Origin of the sequence: Pseudomonas fluorescens (genome assembly GCF_012974785.1) — a bacterium.
GTDB classification, from domain to species: Bacteria; Pseudomonadota; Gammaproteobacteria; order Pseudomonadales; family Pseudomonadaceae; genus Aquipseudomonas; species Aquipseudomonas fluorescens_BT.
Window position 1 is genome coordinate 5,385,346 of the sequence record NZ_CP027561.1, and the last position, 15,673, is coordinate 5,401,018.

15 protein-coding genes are annotated in these 15,673 nt (G+C 60.7%); 2 read left to right on the top strand and 13 right to left on the bottom strand.

From position 1 onward, the window contains the following. Positions 1-13 precede the first annotated feature (13 nt). Genes C6Y56_RS24520 through C6Y56_RS24540 form a run of 5 tightly spaced genes read right to left on the bottom strand, consistent with a single transcriptional unit; the run spans position 14 to position 5,212 of the window. Positions 14-3,106, bottom strand: a complete 3,093-nt coding sequence (locus C6Y56_RS24520; protein ID WP_169431973.1) for a pilus assembly protein — start codon at positions 3,104-3,106, stop codon at positions 14-16. Next, positions 3,093-3,572: a pilus assembly PilX family protein gene (locus C6Y56_RS24525; protein WP_169431974.1), complete on the bottom strand. Its 480-nt coding sequence runs from the start codon at positions 3,570-3,572 to the stop codon at positions 3,093-3,095. Before C6Y56_RS24525 ends, C6Y56_RS24520 begins: the two co-directional genes overlap by 14 nt. A gap of 10 nt (positions 3,573-3,582) precedes the next feature. Beyond that, complete coding sequence (locus C6Y56_RS24530; RefSeq protein WP_169431975.1) at positions 3,583-4,296, bottom strand: PilW family protein; 714 nt, start codon at positions 4,294-4,296, stop codon at positions 3,583-3,585. Beyond that, complete coding sequence (gene pilV / locus C6Y56_RS24535) at positions 4,293-4,742, bottom strand: type IV pilus modification protein PilV (protein WP_169431976.1); 450 nt, start codon at positions 4,740-4,742, stop codon at positions 4,293-4,295. The genes C6Y56_RS24530 and pilV overlap by 4 nt, the downstream gene beginning before the upstream one ends. After that, positions 4,739-5,212 (bottom strand): GspH/FimT family pseudopilin, encoded by a 474-nt coding sequence (locus C6Y56_RS24540; RefSeq protein WP_169431977.1) that lies wholly within the window; start codon positions 5,210-5,212, stop codon positions 4,739-4,741. The genes pilV and C6Y56_RS24540 overlap by 4 nt, the downstream gene beginning before the upstream one ends. Positions 5,213-5,342: 130 nt before the next feature. Between C6Y56_RS24540 and C6Y56_RS24545 the strand changes: the two genes are divergently transcribed. Continuing rightward, complete coding sequence (locus C6Y56_RS24545) at positions 5,343-5,897, top strand: GspH/FimT family pseudopilin (RefSeq protein ID WP_169431978.1); 555 nt, start codon at positions 5,343-5,345, stop codon at positions 5,895-5,897. Here C6Y56_RS24545 and ispH read toward each other — a convergent pair. The 6 genes from ispH to murJ form a co-directional block, all read right to left on the bottom strand. After that, positions 5,869-6,813 (bottom strand): 4-hydroxy-3-methylbut-2-enyl diphosphate reductase, encoded by a 945-nt coding sequence (gene ispH, locus C6Y56_RS24550; RefSeq protein WP_169431979.1) that lies wholly within the window; start codon positions 6,811-6,813, stop codon positions 5,869-5,871. The genes C6Y56_RS24545 and ispH overlap by 29 nt on opposite strands. A gap of 157 nt (positions 6,814-6,970) precedes the next feature. Then, complete coding sequence (fkpB, locus tag C6Y56_RS24555; RefSeq protein WP_169432708.1) at positions 6,971-7,408, bottom strand: FKBP-type peptidyl-prolyl cis-trans isomerase; 438 nt, start codon at positions 7,406-7,408, stop codon at positions 6,971-6,973. A 7-nt stretch (positions 7,409-7,415) separates the two neighbouring features. Next, entirely contained in the window at positions 7,416-7,928 is a 513-nt protein-coding gene (lspA, locus tag C6Y56_RS24560) for a signal peptidase II (protein ID WP_085712189.1), read from the bottom strand. Next, entirely contained in the window at positions 7,921-10,752 is a 2,832-nt protein-coding gene (gene ileS, locus C6Y56_RS24565; RefSeq protein WP_169431980.1) for an isoleucine--tRNA ligase, read from the bottom strand. Before ileS ends, lspA begins: the two co-directional genes overlap by 8 nt. Before the next feature lie 13 nt (positions 10,753-10,765). Continuing rightward, entirely contained in the window at positions 10,766-11,704 is a 939-nt protein-coding gene (gene ribF / locus C6Y56_RS24570) for a bifunctional riboflavin kinase/FAD synthetase (protein ID WP_007959537.1), read from the bottom strand. Between the two features lie 129 nt (positions 11,705-11,833). Next, on the bottom strand, positions 11,834-13,372 hold the full coding sequence (gene murJ / locus C6Y56_RS24575) for a murein biosynthesis integral membrane protein MurJ (protein ID WP_169431981.1): 1,539 nt from the start codon (positions 13,370-13,372) through the stop codon (positions 11,834-11,836). A gap of 252 nt (positions 13,373-13,624) precedes the next feature. Here murJ and rpsT point away from each other — a divergent pair, with 252 nt between their 5' ends. Continuing rightward, positions 13,625-13,897 carry a 30S ribosomal protein S20 gene (gene rpsT / locus C6Y56_RS24580; RefSeq protein ID WP_003228351.1) on the top strand — a complete coding sequence of 91 codons (273 nt, stop codon included), beginning with the start codon at positions 13,625-13,627 and terminating at the stop codon, positions 13,895-13,897. Positions 13,898-14,012: 115 nt separating this feature from the next. On the opposite strand, the gene C6Y56_RS24585 is transcribed toward rpsT, so the two are convergent. After that, a complete protein-coding gene (locus C6Y56_RS24585) occupies positions 14,013-14,477 on the bottom strand; it encodes a CreA family protein (protein WP_169431982.1) in 465 nt (154 codons plus the stop codon). 11 nt (positions 14,478-14,488) lie between these two features. Next, entirely contained in the window at positions 14,489-15,607 is a 1,119-nt protein-coding gene (gene proB / locus C6Y56_RS24590) for a glutamate 5-kinase (RefSeq protein WP_085712194.1), read from the bottom strand. Positions 15,608-15,673: the final 66 nt, after the last annotated feature.

Genomic DNA, 15,673 nt, shown 5'->3' on the forward strand with positions numbered 1-15,673 from the left:
CCTCAACTCTCGCTTACTGAATTTGTCGCCACATGATACGACGACTGCCGCCGCCGCCCTTTTCCACCAGGGTGGTGATGTTGCCACTGGAGTCGGTCTCGATCTTGCCCTTCCCGGCGTTGACGATGGCGTTCAAGGTCGGGATGCCGCCGGTGAATATCACTCCGCTGGAAATCGTGTCGCTGCTGTCGACGACACCATCGGCGTTGGTATCGAGCACCGCGTAGTTGAGCATCTTACCGCTGAACGCATCGAGTTCGACCAGTTTACCGGTGCCAAAACTCGCACAAGGATCGGTGGTGTCGACACTGGCCGTGGTAAACACGATGCGCCCGAGTACGATGCTGGCCTGATTGATCACCCGCTCGCCGGTCAGCACGTTGTTGTATACCAGCGGCAGGTACCAGCCCTTCTCCGCTGGATAGGTCGTGTCATTCTGGGTTGTGGTCAGGAACTGCCCGGAGCTGCCGGAGAAGGATCCGGTAATCGCTTGCGCCTGCAGACTGCTGACAGTCAGTTGACCCGAACCCCCATCGGCATCCCACACCGAATAAAACGCCTGCAAGTCCTTGTTGGTCTTGTCGGCGGTCTCGTTGAATTTGCCGGTGCCGACGAAAATCTGTTTGCCACCCAGAGCATTGTCCGCCAGCAACGGTTGCGCGGTGATCGGCTGAGTCGCCCCGCCGGCTGTCGTGAACAGCGGCTTGCCGGAAAACGCCACGCCCCAGCTGTCGGACGAAGCGGCGCTCAGGTCGAACTTCCACATCCGCCCCTTCAAGTCACCGCCATACGCGGCCTGCACCACGTTCTGCGAATTGACCCGTAGCTTCACCGAGGACAAACCGTTGGTGGTTTCCGTACTGTCGATGACGATTTTCCTGATCAGCGAGCCGTCACGCACATCCAGCACATACAGCGCCGCCACCCCGGAGTTGCTGCCGTAACCGTTGGCAATGAACGCTGCCCAGCGACCATCGGCCAAGCGTGCCACTTCCGGACGGGCATAGGCGTAACCCAGATCATTAAAAGCGTTGGAGGTGCTGGCAGTAGCCGGCGCGCTGACTTCCCACAAGGCACGGATAACGTTGCCTGCCGAGGCATCGAACAGTTGGAGCCCGTAGAAGGTTTTGCCCCCGGCCCCCGTCCCGCCAATGGCCAGGGTTTTCCACGCCGTGCCGAATTGCGCATCGAATACACCAAGTTGACCGTCCACCAGAAACTTGTGGCTGACGCCGTTGACGTAGTTCGGATCGGCAATCAGGCGCAGCGAGGCCAATACGCTGGATGGCATGTAGGCATAGCGCCGGGTACCGTTAGCCGAGTTGATGACGCTGACAAATCCGTCGTTGGCGTTCACCACGAGGCTGGCATTCATGTTCGAAGCCTTGGTGGTCAGGTAGGTGCTGTAGGTGGTATCGCCAGCCAGATCGGAGGCGGTTTTATCCGTGGGTGAAGCCAGCACCAGCGGCGAGTTGATGATGTCCCCGAGCAACACGCTGCGCACTTTGAGCCCGGCCTTGTTGGTGCCCTTGCTCCATTCGACCAGGTCTATGCCGCTGATGCCGGTGGGCAAACCCTGACTGAGAACGGTCTGCTGGGTTGGAGAGAAATTACCGTAGGCCAGCGTCACCGCCGCATTGTTCAGAGTGTTCCACGACTGGTAGGTCGGCGCAGTGGCGCCGGGCACGATGGCGGTGTCGGTGGTCCACAGCACGGCCGACGTATTGACCGCCCCGGCCGAGGTGAAGCCAAAGGACTTGATCGTGCCGCGCCAATCTTTGGGATCGTAGGTGGTTTGAAAAAAACTGCTGCCAGCGGTCAGCGTGGTGCCGCTGGTCACACCCGCACCGCCGGAACCAGCCTTGGAGGTGATATCGCTCAACGCCGAAGACAGCGCGACATTCAGGCCGGCGCTGTCGGTCGCCTGGTAGTAGCGACCCTGTCCGTAATCGGCGGCGTCCGAGAGCATGTCGTTGGAGGCGGTAAAACCTACGGTGTAGGTATTCATATACTGCTTGGGAAAATCCACCGCATTCCAGCTCTTGCCTGCCGCGTCGGTACCGCTGAAACGCATGTCGATGTCGAAGGCAAACTTGGCGATATCGTCCAGATACAACGTATCGCCCTCCCCGTCCCCGTTCAGGTTGTTCCCGTCATTGTTGATGCCGTCCCAGTTCGGCAAGCGGCTGCCGCCCAGCGGGTCGTTGTTCGCAAAGGTGCGGTCGTAGGTCGGCAGGCCGTCGGTGATGACCACCCCGTAGTTTTTCTGGCAGCGGTACTGGATCGGGCTGGTGTAGGTGCTGGGGGTGTTGTTGTAGTACGGCGTCATCCCGCGCATGTAGCGGGTGATTTCGTAATAGGTCTCGGCCAGTGGCGTGTTGGCCACCGCGCTCAGGCCGTTGATCGAGGAAATCAGTGCGTTGTAGTTGTTGTCGGCCTGGGCCTGGGTCACGCTGCCGCTGACTGGTGACAAGTCGCTGATGGAGCGTGCAATGAAACCACCGTTGCCGGGGTTGTTGCCGGTGGCCGGGTTGAAGGTGGCGAGGCCCATGCGCAGGTTGCGGTTGCTGGTGACCAGTGCGGTAGAGACGTTGCGCGCCACGTTGATCCGGTAATCGTTGGGAATGGCTCCGGTAGTGAAATCGCGTGTGCCGTTGTTGATCGCCAGCCCGACCACGTAGGAAATGTAATCCGCCGAATAGCGAGTGTTGCCGCTGCCCACCGGATCCGGCAGCTTCAGACAGAGCGGTGTCAGGCTGTTGTTGTAGAACGCATAGGCACCGCCGGAGCAGCCGGAAGTCGGCAGGCTCGAAAGAAAGATCGTATCGCCGGTGATGGCGGTCGAGCTCAGGCACAGGCCGATGACCGCGTTGCACTGCCGTGCCGGCGTGCGATCCTCGGCCGGATCGAACCCCGCCGCATAAATGATGCTGTTCATACTCCCTGAGTCGTCGATCAACAGCATGACGTTGGGCGGTACTGCGGCCGCGCTCAACAGCGGCGATTCGGACGGCGTGAACGCATATGCCGGCGTCGCCACATACAAGCCCGTCAAAAGCCCCGTCAGGCAGGCTCGCCACCTTGAGCGTCGCTCAATACTTCGCATAAACGCTCTCCACCACACTGCGTGAGCTGCCGACGATGCCGACTGCCGTGACCCGATACAACGTCGCCGAGGTGTTGCTCGGCACGTTCACCGCCGTCAGGGTCGTGCCGATGTTCTGCACCCCGTAGAAGCCGCTGCCGGCGGCAATCCAGGTGACACCCGACGTGGAATTGAGCCCCGCTGAACTGACCACCGATGACTCCGCCGGCGGCGCGCATTGCGTGGGGTTGGCACACACCGCCAGCGAATAACTGTCCAGTTGCACGGCACTTTCACCAATGCGCAGCGCCGCCTCGGCCGTCTGGAACGATTGATTGCGCAGACTCACACTGCCGGCCATTTTTTCCTGAAGGTTGGCGCTTTGCATTGATGACAGGCCGATCACCGTGAGGAGCAGCAGAAACACCAGACTGACCAGCAACACCATACCGCCCTGATACCGTCGCCGATGGAGAGAAACGTTCATCGCTCGCCCCTCACTGCAAGCGGTTGCGCAAGGCGGCAACCACGTTGAAGGTTTGATTGCTGACCCGATTGTTCGGGTCAGTGAGGGTCAGGCTCAGGCGCACGCTGCGGATCCGCGCCGGATCACCGGGATTGGCGCTGTAGGTGGACGCCGCGACATCGGTCGCAGAACTCGCCAGACCGAACATCACGGAAAACGCACTGACGTTGTTCACCAGCACCTGCTGGGCCGGATTCCCGCTGCCGGTGCCCATCAGAATCTGGTTGTTGCTGAAGCTGTAGATCAGACGACGGATCGGGAACGCGATCTGCCCCGTCGCTGCTGTCCGTGCGCCGGTATAAGCAATGGCGCTGTTGCGGCAATCGGAGACCACGGTCCAGGTCGGCGTCCCACCCGCGCTGCCCACATCGGCGGTGACCAGGGTCAGCTTGAGATTGGCGTTGTCCCAGCTGATCGGCATGATCTGAGCCGCCGTGAAATCCCCCGCCGAGCTGGAATCGGTAATCGTGCCCAGACAGCCGAACATGCCCACCATGCGCAGTTCCTGGATCATCTTGCTCAGCACGAACCGCGCGTCTTCCTGCATGGCGGCGGCGCTGTTCTGGCTGACGTAGGTGTTTTTCGCCGCCAGGAAGATCTGCACCACGCCGAGCACCACGATCAGCCCCAGCGCCAGCGCGACCAGCATTTCGATCAGGCCGAAGCCCAGATTATGGCGCTTCATGGCGTGGCCACCGGGTCGACCGCAGCGCGGCTGGTCAGGACAAAGCTGCGGGTTGCACTGCTCGTATTGGCGGCGCGTGCGTCACTCCAGGTGATGGTGATGGTGTACACGCGTTGATTGAGGGTGATGCTGCCGGTGGCGGTCGGTCCGCCGAAATTGACGATATTGGTGGTGAAATCGTAGAGATCCTGATCCCGGGCGACACTCAGGTTGCCCGTGGTCGGTGGTGTGACGGTGTAGTCGGCGCCCGAGTTGGCGCGGATCCGGTCCATCATGTCGTAGGCGATGAAACTGGCCTGACTGGTCATCCGCGAGCTGTCGGTGTATTTCAGCGCATTGAGCTGAACCGCCGCCGCCCCCAGTAACCCGACCGTCAGAATCAACAACGCGACCAGCACTTCGATCAGCGTCATGCCCTCCTGTGCGTGCTTGCTCCCTGCCCTCATCCGCAGCTTCCACCCGATTGAATTCGTCCGTTCAGACACACGTTCAGCGTCCTGCTTTGCGTTCCCAGCGTATAACTGAACACCACCGCCGTGGACGGTGCTGCCAGCCCTCCCAGATTGTTGAAATCCAGCGCGGTCACTCCTGAGGTTAGCGTCAGAGTCGCGCCGCTGCTCATCGCTGGAACAACCCGCAATACATTGGCCGGAGTGCCAGTACTGTCGTAGACCGACAGCTCGCCGGTCCAGACGCTGCCGCCGGCGCTCGGCCGCAAGCGAGTGGTGATGCCCCGGTTGATCGCCTCGAGCCTTGCGTAATTGAGGGCCCGTTGCAGGTCGCCGACTTCGGTGTCGGCCTTGCTGCCCTGGATCGATCGGGTAAACGCCGGGACGGCCATCGTGATCAGGATCACAACCAATGCGACCGCCACCAACACCTCGATCAGCGTGAAACCTTTTGTACGATGATCCATCGATGCCCTCCGTTGCCGTCGGCTATACCTGCCCAGTAAACCTAGAACATTCGACCGGATTACGTCGGTTGATTTGCCCTGCCCGGCGCACGGATCGCGTCGAACACCCTGCATCAAGGAGGAACTGCTCATGCCGCAACAGGGATTCAGTCTGGTCGAACTGCTCATGGGACTGGCGATCGGCGCAATTGTTCTGTCGCTGGTCAGTCCGGCGCTCGCCACACTGAAGGAGTCAAACCATCGACAGCAGGCGGCAGAGTCGTTGATCAGCGGGATCCGCAATGCCCGCACTCAGGCGATCACGCGCAATCAGAGCGTGGTGATTCATGGCATCGACGGGGACTGGAGCCGGGGCTGGCGGATCATTCTGGATGTCAGTGGCAAGGGTGCGGAAGACAGCAGCAATCCGCTGCTGGTCGAGCACGCCAGTGACGGGCGAATACCCATTGTCGGCAACTGGTTCGTCAGTCGGTACATACGGTTCAGCAGTCTGGGGCAACCGCTGATGCCCGGGCGGGCATTTCAGGCAGGAAAACTACACATCTGTTCGACCCGCGAGCCGGTCAGCCAGCTTCAACTGGTGCTGGCGGCGACCGGTCGCGTGCGCCTGGCCAGCGAAAAGGCTGAACAGGCGCTGTGTCGAAAGGATAAAGCGGTCAGATCGAGCGTACGCGCAGCTCTTTAGGCATCGAGAACGTGATGTTCTCTTCACGCCCGGCCAACTCGTCGGCACCGGTGGCACCCCAGGCCTGCAACTGCTGGATCACGCCGCGCACCAATACTTCCGGTGCAGAGGCGCCGGCGGTGATGCCGATACGCTCGACACCATCGAACCAGCTCTTCTGCAGGTCTTCGGCGCCATCGATCAGGTAGGCCGGGGTGGCCATGCGTTCGGCCAGCTCACGCAGACGGTTGGAATTGGAGCTGTTCGGGCTGCCGACCACCAACACCACGTCGCATTCGTCGGCCAGTTGCTTGACCGCGTCCTGACGGTTCTGCGTGGCGTAGCAGATGTCGTCCTTGCGCGGCCCACCGATGGCTGGGAAACGCGTGCGCAAGGCGTCGATGACCCGGCTGGTGTCGTCCATCGACAGCGTGGTCTGGGTGACGAAGGCCAGTTTTTCCGGGTCGCGTACCTGCAGCTCGGCAACATCCTTCTCGTCTTCGACGAGGTAGATCGCGCCGCCGTTGCTGGCGTCGTACTGGCCCATGGTGCCTTCGACTTCCGGGTGACCGGCGTGGCCGATCAGGATGCATTCACGACCGTCGCGGCTGTATTTGGCGACTTCGATGTGCACCTTGGTCACCAGCGGACAGGTGGCATCGAACACTTTCAGGCCACGGCCGGCGGCTTCGGTACGCACGGCTTGCGAGACGCCATGGGCACTGAAGATCACGATGACATCGTCCGGTACCTGATCCAGCTCCTCGACGAAGATCGCGCCACGACTGCGCAGGTCCTCGACGACAAACTTGTTGTGCACCACTTCATGACGCACGTAGATCGGCGGCCCGAACACTTCCAGGGCGCGGTTGACGATTTCGATCGCCCGGTCCACGCCGGCGCAGAAGCCACGGGGGTTGGCGAGTTTGATTTGCATGCTATGCCTCGTGTCTTGCGCGCAAGAAAATAGATCATTGCAATCCCAGCGGAAGCAGGCTTGCTCGCGAAAGCGGTGTGCCAGACAACTTTTTTATGTTGAATGTCAGTCTGCATTCGCGAGCAAGCCCGCTCCCACAGGGGTTCTGCTGTGTTACTCAGACGGCTTTGACGGAGAAGATTTCCACGTCAAAGGTCAGCGTCTTGCCGGCCAGCGGGTGGTTGAAGTCGACGGTCACTTGCGCATCGTCGAACTCTTTCACCACACCCGGCAGCTCAGTATTGGCCGCATCGTTGAAGATCACCAGCAGACCCGGCGACAGTTCCATGTCCGCAAACTGCGAGCGCGGCATGACCTGCACGTTTTGCGGGTTCGGCTGGCCGAACGCGTTTTCCGGCTCGACGGTCAGCGTGCGCTTGTCTCCGGCCTTGAAGCCGAACAACGCCGCCTCGAAACCCGGCAGCAGGTTGCCATCGCCGACCTTGAAGGTCGCCGGGGCCTTGTCGAAGGTGCTGTCGACCGTGTCGCCGTTCTCCAGGCGCAATGCAAAGTGCAAGGTGACTTCCGTGTTCTGGCCGATGCGTTGCTCAGCCAATACCTGTTCAGTCATGAACGGCTTCTCCGGTTTTTTTACTTTTGAACATGTCCAGTGCCAGCATCACCGCACCAACGGTGATGGCGCTGTCGGCGAAGTTGAACGCCGGGAAGTACCAGCGGTTCTGCCAGTGCACCAGAATGAAGTCAATCACATGGCCCAGGGCAATGCGGTCATACAGATTGCCCAGCGCGCCGCCCAACACCAGCGCCAGCGCGATGGCCAGCCAGGTTTCGTTGCGGCCCAGGCGTTTGAGCCAGACCACCAGCACCGCACTGACCACCACCGCGATCAGGGCGAACAGCCAGCGCTGCCAGCCGGAGCTGTCGGCCAGGAAGCTGAACGCCGCGCCGGTGTTGTAAGCCAGGGTCCAGCTGAAATAATCGGGAATGATCACGATCTGCTGGTACATCTCGAGCTTGCCTTCGAAGTAGAACTTGCTGGCCTGGTCGATGACCAGAACCAGCAAGCTCAACCAGAGCCAGCTCAGCCGTCCGAAACGGCCAACGGCATTAGGCATAGTGACGAACCTCGCCAGCGCCATCGATGTTGTCCACGCAACGGCCGCAGATCTCCGGATGCTCCGGATTCACGCCGACGTCTTCACGGCAGTGCCAGCAACGGGCGCATTTCGGGAAGGCCGATTTGACGATCTTCAGCTTCAGGCCGCTGACTTCGGTGGCCACAGCTTCGGCCGGAGCCTGTACGAACGGCGCAACGCTGGCAGTCGAAGTGATCAGTACAAAGCGCAGCTCGTTGCTGAGTTTGGCCAGGTCGGCGCTCAGGGCATCTTCGGCGTACAGCGTCACTTCGGCTTGCAGGTTGCCACCGACGGCCTTGGCCGCGCGCTGGATTTCCATCTCCTTGTTGACCGCCACCTTCACTTCCATGATGCGATCCCAGTACTCGCGACCCAGCTCGAAGCCTTCCGGCAACTCGGTCAGGCCTTCGTACCAGGTGTTGAGCATCACCGATTCGTTGCGCTCGCCCGGCAGGTATTGCCACAGCTCGTCGGCGGTGAACGCCAGGATCGGCGCGATCCAGCGCACCAGCGCTTCGGAGATGTGGAACAGCGCGGTCTGGCACGAACGACGGGCCTTGCTGTCGGCGCCGGTGGTGTACTGGCGGTCCTTGATGATGTCGAGGTAGAAACCACCCAGCTCCTGCACGCAGAAGTTGTGGATCTTCGAGTAGACGTTCCAGAAACGGTATTCGCCGTAGTGCTCTTGCAGCTCGCGTTGCAGCAGCAGGGTGCGATCCACCGCCCAGCGATCCAGTGCCAGCATGTCTTCGGCCGGCAGCAGGTCGGTGGCCGGATTGAAGCCGGTCAGGTTGGAAAGCAGGAAACGCGCGGTGTTACGGATACGACGATAGGCGTCCGCGCTGCGCTGCAGGATCTGCTCGGACACGGCCATTTCGCCGGAGTAGTCGGTCGAGGCAACCCACAGACGCATGATGTCGGCGCCCAAGGTGTCGTTGACTTTCTGCGGCGCGATCACGTTGCCCAGGGACTTGGACATCTTGCGGCCGGACTCGTCCACGGTGAAGCCGTGGGTCAGCAGCTCGCGGTACGGCGCGTGGTTGTCGATGGCGCAACCGGTCAGCAGGGACGAGTGGAACCAGCCACGATGCTGGTCCGAACCTTCCAGGTACAGGTCGGCACGCGGACCGGTCTCGTGGCCCATCGGGTGCGAACCGCGCAGGACGTGCCAGTGCGTGGTGCCCGAGTCGAACCAGACGTCGAGGGTGTCGCTGATCTTGTCGTACTGCGGCGCTTCATCGCCCAGCAGTTCGGCAGCGTCGAGTTTGAACCAGGCCTCGATACCTTCGACTTCGACGCGCTTGGCGACTTCTTCCATCAGCTCGACGGTGCGAGGGTGCAGCTCGCCGCTTTCCTTGTTCAGGAAGAACGGGATCGGCACACCCCAGTTGCGCTGACGGGAGATGCACCAGTCCGGACGGTTGGCGATCATCGAGTGCAGGCGCGCCTGGCCCCAGGCCGGAACGAACTTGGTGTCTTCGATGGCTTTGAGCGAGCGCTGACGCAGGGTGTCACCGGACACTGGCTCCTTGTCCATGCCGATGAACCATTGCGCGGTAGCGCGGTAGATCAGCGGGGTCTTGTGACGCCAGCAATGCATGTAGCTGTGTTCGATGACGGTGGTGTGCAGCAGCGCACCGACTTCGGTCAGTTTTTCGACAATGGCCGGGTTGGCCTTCCAGATGAACTGGCCGCCGAAGAACTCCAGCGACGGCACATAGACGCCGTTGCTTTGTACCGGGTTGAGGATGTCGTCGTTGACCATGCCGTATTTCTTGCAGGTCACGAAGTCGTCCACACCGTAGGCCGGGGCGGAGTGAACCACACCGGTGCCGGCGCCCAGTTCCACGTAGTCGGCCAGGTACACCGGCGACAGACGGTCGTAGAACGGGTGACGGAAATTGATCAGTTCCAGCGCCGAACCCGGCGCGGTGGCCAGCACGGTGCCTTCGACGCCGTAACGGGTCAGGCACGATTCGACCAACTCTTCAGCCAGCACCAACAGCTTGTCGCCGATGTCGACCAGGGCGTAGGTGAATTCCGGGTGAACGTTAAGCGCCTGGTTGGCCGGGATGGTCCACGGGGTGGTGGTCCAGATCACGATCGAGGCAGGTTTGCCCAGCGACGGCAGACCGAACGCGGCAGCCAGTTTGGCTTCGTCGGCGATCGGGAACGCGACGTCGATGGTCGAGGACTTCTTGTTCTCGTACTCGACTTCCGCTTCGGCCAGGGCCGAACCGCAATCGAAACACCAGTTCACCGGTTTCAGGCCCTTGAACACGAAACCGCCCTTGACGATTTCGGCGAGGGCGCGGATTTCACCGGCCTCGTTCTTGAAGTCCATGGTCTTGTACGGATTGGCGAAGTCGCCCAGCACGCCGAGACGGATGAATTCGGTCTTCTGACCTTCGATCTGCTCGGTGGCGTAGGCACGGCACAGCTCGCGGGTCTTGTCCGCGCCCAGGTTCTTGCCGTGGGTCACTTCAACCTTGTGCTCGATCGGCAGGCCGTGGCAATCCCAGCCCGGGACATACGGCGCGTCGAAGCCCGACAGGGTCTTCGAGCGGATGATCATGTCCTTGAGAATCTTGTTCAGTGCGTGACCGATGTGGATCGTACCGTTGGCGTACGGAGGGCCGTCGTGCAGGACGAACTTCGGACGATCCTTGCCAATCTCGCGCAACTTTCCGTACAGGCCAATACTGTCCCAGCGCTGCAGGATCTGCGGTTCGCGCTGTGGCAGGCCGGCCTTCATTGGGAAGGCGGTGTCCGGAAGGTTTAGCGTGGCTTTATAGTCGGTCATTTAAGGCTCTTCATTAGCGATGGGCGCTAGGTGCGGCTAGTGCACGGGCGGCGGCGACATCCGCGCTGATCGCCGTTTTCAATGCCTCCAGGGAGGCGAAACGCTGCTCTTCACGCAGCTTCTGGTGGAAAACCACCGTCAAACGCCGGTCATACAGATCGCCGGCAAAATCCAAAAGATGTACTTCAAGGTGGGCCTTGCCATCACCTTGCACCGTGGGCCGCACGCCGATATTGGCGACGCCGGGCCAGGTCTTGCCGTCGATGTCGACGTCGACCAGGTAAACACCGGTGAACGGCACGCGACGGCGCTTGAGCTGAATGTTCGCCGTGGGCGTACCCAACTGGCGGGCCAGTTTCTGGCCATGCAGCACACGACCGGCAATCCGGTACGGGCGGCCAAGCAGACGCTCGGCCAGGGCAAAATCGGCGGCGGCCAACGCGTTGCGCACCTGAGTGCTGCTGACGCGAATGCCGTCCAGCTCGACGGTTTGCGCAGCTTCGACGGTAAAACCGTGAACCTGTCCGGCCTGCAACAGAAAATCGAAATCGCCGAGGCGGTCGCAACCGAAGCGGAAATCGTCACCGACCTCCAGATGCTGCACGCCGAGGCCATCGACCAGGATGGTATCAACGAACTCGCTGGCGCTGAGCTTGCTCAGGCGTTGGTTGAACGCCAGGCACAGAACCCGGTCGACGCCTTCGGCAGCCAACAGTTGCAGCTTGTCGCGCAACCGGGCCAGACGCGCCGGAGCGGTCTCCGGGGCAAAGAATTCCCGTGGCTGCGGCTCGAAAATCACCACGCAGCTGGGTACGCCCAACTCGAGCGCACGCTCACGCAGTCGGGCCAGGATGGCCTGGTGACCGCGGTGAACACCGTCAAAGTTGCCAATAGTGGCGACGCAGCCCCGATGCTGGGGGCGCAGATTGTGGAGGCCTCGAACCAGCTGCATAACGCGCTTCTTGCTCATAAAGTGGCCGATTATAACCACACCCGACGGCCGACGACAGGCAACACCGTAACCCAAAGTGAACGAGCCGACAAAACTGCCGGCTGGCGCCCGCTTTTCAAGGGTGAAACCTCAGCTCAAGGCCTTGCGATTGAAGTCGCGCAGGCGGAAACCAAGCAGCAGCAACATGCCGAAATACGCAACCACGCCGGCAACCACCAAGGCGCCCAGGCGCACGAAGCGTTCCAGCATGTGGCCCTGATCCCACGCGGGCATGAAATGCATGCCGATCAACAGCACCGCCGACATCACCGCCACCGCAACCAACAGCTTGAAACCGAACTTCAACCAACCCGGCTGTGGTTGATACATCTGTTGTTTGCGCAGTTGATAGAACAGCAGCCCGGCGTTCAGGCAGGCACCGGCGCTGATCGCCAGTGCCAGGCCGGCGTGCGCCAGCGGACCGATCAGCACCAGGTTGAACAACTGCGTGACCACCAGGGTGAAGATTGCGATTTTTACCGGCGTACGGATGTTTTGTTGCGCATAAAAGCCGGGCGCCAGCACTTTGATCACGATGATCCCGAGCAGACCGACAGAATAGGCAATCAATGCCCGCTGCGTCATCTCCGCGTCAAATCCGCTGAACTGGCCGTACTGGAACAGTGAAACCGTCAACGGCTCGGCCAGAATCCCCAACGCCAGCGCGCATGGCAGTACCAGCACGAAGCACAGGCGCAGGCCCCAGTCGAGAATCCGCGAGTATTCGTGGCGATCCTTGCTGGCGTAGGTCTTGGCCAGTGTCGGCAGCAGGATCGTGCCCAGCGCCACACCGAGTACACCGGACGGCAGCTCCATCAAACGGTCGGCGTAATACATCCACGACACCGAGCCCGCCACCAGGAACGAGGCGAAAATAGTGTTGATGATCAGGGAAATCTGGCTGACCGAGACGCCGATGATCGCCGGCAACATCTGCTTCATCACCCGCCAGACACCGGTATCGCGAAGATTCAGGCGCGGAAGCACGAGCATGCCGATTTTTTTCAAGTGCGGGAGTTGATAAAGCAATTGCGCGAGACCACCGACCAGCACCGCCCACCCGAGGGCCATGACCGGTGGATCGAAGTACGGCGTCAGGAACAGCGCAAACACGATCATGCTGACGTTCAGCAGGGTCGGCACGAACGCCGGCACCGAGAAGCGGTTCCAGGTATTGAGGATCGCCCCCGCCAGCGAAGACAGGGAGATCAGCAATATATAAGGGAAGGTCACTCGCAGCAGGTCGGAGGTCAGCTGGAATTTTTCCGGCGTATCGGTAAAACCGGGGGCCGTGGCCCAGATCACCCAGGGCGCGGCGATCATGCCCAACGCGGTGACCAGCGCCAGTACCAAGGTCAGCAGGCCGGAAACGTAGGCAATAAAGGTGCGGGTCGCCTCTTCGCCCTTCTGGCTTTTATATTCGGCCAGGATCGGCACAAAAGCCTGGGAAAATGCCCCCTCGGCGAAGATCCTGCGCAGCAGATTGGGCAGTTTGAAGGCGATAAAGAAGGCGTCGGTCGCCATTCCGGCGCCGAAGGTGCGGGCAATGAGCGTGTCGCGTACAAACCCGAGAATCCGGGAAAGCATCGTGATAGAGCTGACGGCGGCCAACGATTTGAGCAGATTCATTGAAGGAATTTGTGCCTGTCGATAAACAGCAGGCGAACAATGCGCCTACTTGTGCGATACTCCGCGCCGCAACAGCACAGAGCCAAAGCTCGCGAGTTTACAGGTCAAGCGCCGGAAATAAATATCCCGCCTCTTTATACCTACCACTTAGCGGAACGTCTCAAGCGCCCTTGACAAGACATCTCTTCATCGGCATGATTCGCGGCCTATTTTGTTTGCTATTTCCTAAAAAGTCTTTCGAGGAGCTCGACGGTGGCCAACTCACCTTCCGCCAAAAAACGTGCAAAACAGGCTGAGAAGCGTCGCAGCCACAACGCCAGCCTGCGTTCCATGGTTCGTACCTACATCAAGAATGTAGTTAAAGCCATCGACGCAAAAGACGCTGAAAAAGCTCAAGCTGCATACGTTCTGGCTGTGCCAGTTATCGACCGTATGGCCGATAAAGGCATCATCCACAAGAACAAGGCTGCTCGTCATAAGAGCCGCCTGAATGGCCACGTCAAGGCACTGAAAGAAGCTGCCTAAGCGACGTAGTCATTAAAAAACCGACCTCAGGGTCGGTTTTTTATTGCCTGCAATTTGGCAAAAAACAATGCAAAAAAAGAGGAGCCAACACGCTCCTCGTTTTTTTTGCGCTCAATCAATGAGCCGATGCCCACGGCAGAATCGGTATCGCCGTCACCGCATTCTGCGGACTCCCCTCGATCAGGCGATCGCTGTAGACCAGATACACCAGCGTATTGCGCTTCTTGTCGAGGAAACGCACGACCTGCATGGTTTTGAACACCAGCGAAGTGCGCTCCTTGAACACCTCCTCGCCATCCTTCAGCTCACCCTTGAAGCTGATGGGCCCCACCTGACGACAGGCAATGGACGCCTCGGCGCGATCCTCGGCCAGACCCAAGCCACCCTTCACGCCACCCGTCTTGGCGCGTGACAGGTAGCAGGTCACCCCCTCGACCTTTGGATCATCGAACGCCTCGACCACGATCCGGTCGTTCGGCCCGACAAACTTGAACACCGTCGATACCTGGCCGATTTCCTCGGCCGAGGCCAGCAATGGCAACGCCATCAACAGACCCAACAATCCTTTTGCCATGCGCATTGCGCTTTTCCTCAGACCAGAATCAGGTTGTCACGATGAACCAGCTCCGGCTCAGCCATGTAACCCAGCAAACCGACAATCGCATCCGACGACTGACCGATGATTTTTTGTGCTTCCAGCGCGCTGTAGTTGGCCAGGCCACGGGCGATCTCACGACCGTCCGGCGCCACGCAAACCACCATCTCACCTCGACGGAAACTGCCCTGAACCAGTTTGACGCCAACCGGCAGCAGACTCTTGTGACCTTCCGACAACGCAGAAACCGCACCGTCATCCAGCACCAGCGTGCCGCGGGTTTGCAGATGACCGGCCAGCCATTGCTTGCGCGCCGCCAGCATGCCGCGCTCTGGCGACAGCAGCGTACCGATTCGCTCGCCCGCCTTCAGACGATCAAGCACTCGCTCCAGACGCCCACCCACAATGATGGTATGCGCTCCGGAACGCGCCGCCAGCCTCGCCGCGCGCAGCTTGGTCTGCATGCCGCCACGCCCCAGCGCACCGCCGGTTCCGCCCGCCACCGCATCCAAAGTCGGATCATCGGCACGCGCTTCGTAAATCAGCTGCGCGTCGGGGTTGTTGCGCGGATCAGCGTCGAACATGCCGTCGCGATCCGTCAGGATTACCAGCAGATCAGCCTCGACCAGGTTGGCCACCAACGCAGCGAGCGTGTCGTTGTCGCCGAAACGGATTTCATCGGTGACCACGGTGTCGTTTTCGTTGATCACCGGGATGACTTTCAGCTCGACCAGTGCACGCAAGGTGCTGCGGGCATTCAGGTAGCGCTTGCGGTCGGACAGATCGTCGTGGGTCAGAAGAATTTGCGCCGTGTGCCGGCCATGCTCGGCAAAGCTCGACTCCCAGGCCTGCACCAACCCCATCTGACCGATTGCCGCAGCAGCCTGGAGTTCGTGCATCGCACTGGGTCGTGCGGTCCAGCCCAAACGGCTCATGCCGGCCGCCACCGCCCCGGAGGACACCAGCACCAACTCGACGCCAGCCTCATGCAAAGCCACCATCTGCTCGACCCAGACGCCCATCGCCTTGCGATCAAGGCCCTTGCCATCCGCTGTCAGCAAAGCGCTGCCGATCTTCACGACCCAACGCTGCGCACCTGTCACCTTGCTCCGCATCATCTTCAACCTTAGCTTGAGGACAGCGCGACCCAGCGCTGCCCGTGACGTTATTCGTGGTTACTC

What these genes read in the sequence shown, in the direction of transcription:
- C6Y56_RS24520 (WP_169431973.1), bottom strand. Translation starts at nt 3,106, where the DNA reads ATGCGAAGTATTGAGCGACGCTCAAGGTGGCGAGCCTGCCTGACGGGG.
- C6Y56_RS24525 (WP_169431974.1), bottom strand. Translation starts at nt 3,572, where the DNA reads ATGAACGTTTCTCTCCATCGGCGACGGTATCAGGGCGGTATGGTGTTG.
- C6Y56_RS24530 (WP_169431975.1), bottom strand. Translation starts at nt 4,296, where the DNA reads ATGAAGCGCCATAATCTGGGCTTCGGCCTGATCGAAATGCTGGTCGCG.
- pilV (WP_169431976.1), bottom strand. Translation starts at nt 4,742, where the DNA reads ATGAGGGCAGGGAGCAAGCACGCACAGGAGGGCATGACGCTGATCGAA.
- C6Y56_RS24540 (WP_169431977.1), bottom strand. Translation starts at nt 5,212, where the DNA reads ATGGATCATCGTACAAAAGGTTTCACGCTGATCGAGGTGTTGGTGGCG.
- C6Y56_RS24545 (WP_169431978.1), top strand. Translation starts at nt 5,343, where the DNA reads ATGCCGCAACAGGGATTCAGTCTGGTCGAACTGCTCATGGGACTGGCG.
- ispH (WP_169431979.1), bottom strand. Translation starts at nt 6,813, where the DNA reads ATGCAAATCAAACTCGCCAACCCCCGTGGCTTCTGCGCCGGCGTGGAC.
- lspA (WP_085712189.1), bottom strand. Translation starts at nt 7,928, where the DNA reads ATGCCTAATGCCGTTGGCCGTTTCGGACGGCTGAGCTGGCTCTGGTTG.
- ileS (WP_169431980.1), bottom strand. Translation starts at nt 10,752, where the DNA reads ATGACCGACTATAAAGCCACGCTAAACCTTCCGGACACCGCCTTCCCA.
- ribF (WP_007959537.1), bottom strand. Translation starts at nt 11,704, where the DNA reads ATGCAGCTGGTTCGAGGCCTCCACAATCTGCGCCCCCAGCATCGGGGC.
- murJ (WP_169431981.1), bottom strand. Translation starts at nt 13,372, where the DNA reads ATGAATCTGCTCAAATCGTTGGCCGCCGTCAGCTCTATCACGATGCTT.
- C6Y56_RS24585 (WP_169431982.1), bottom strand. Translation starts at nt 14,477, where the DNA reads ATGCGCATGGCAAAAGGATTGTTGGGTCTGTTGATGGCGTTGCCATTG.
- proB (WP_085712194.1), bottom strand. Translation starts at nt 15,607, where the DNA reads ATGCGGAGCAAGGTGACAGGTGCGCAGCGTTGGGTCGTGAAGATCGGC.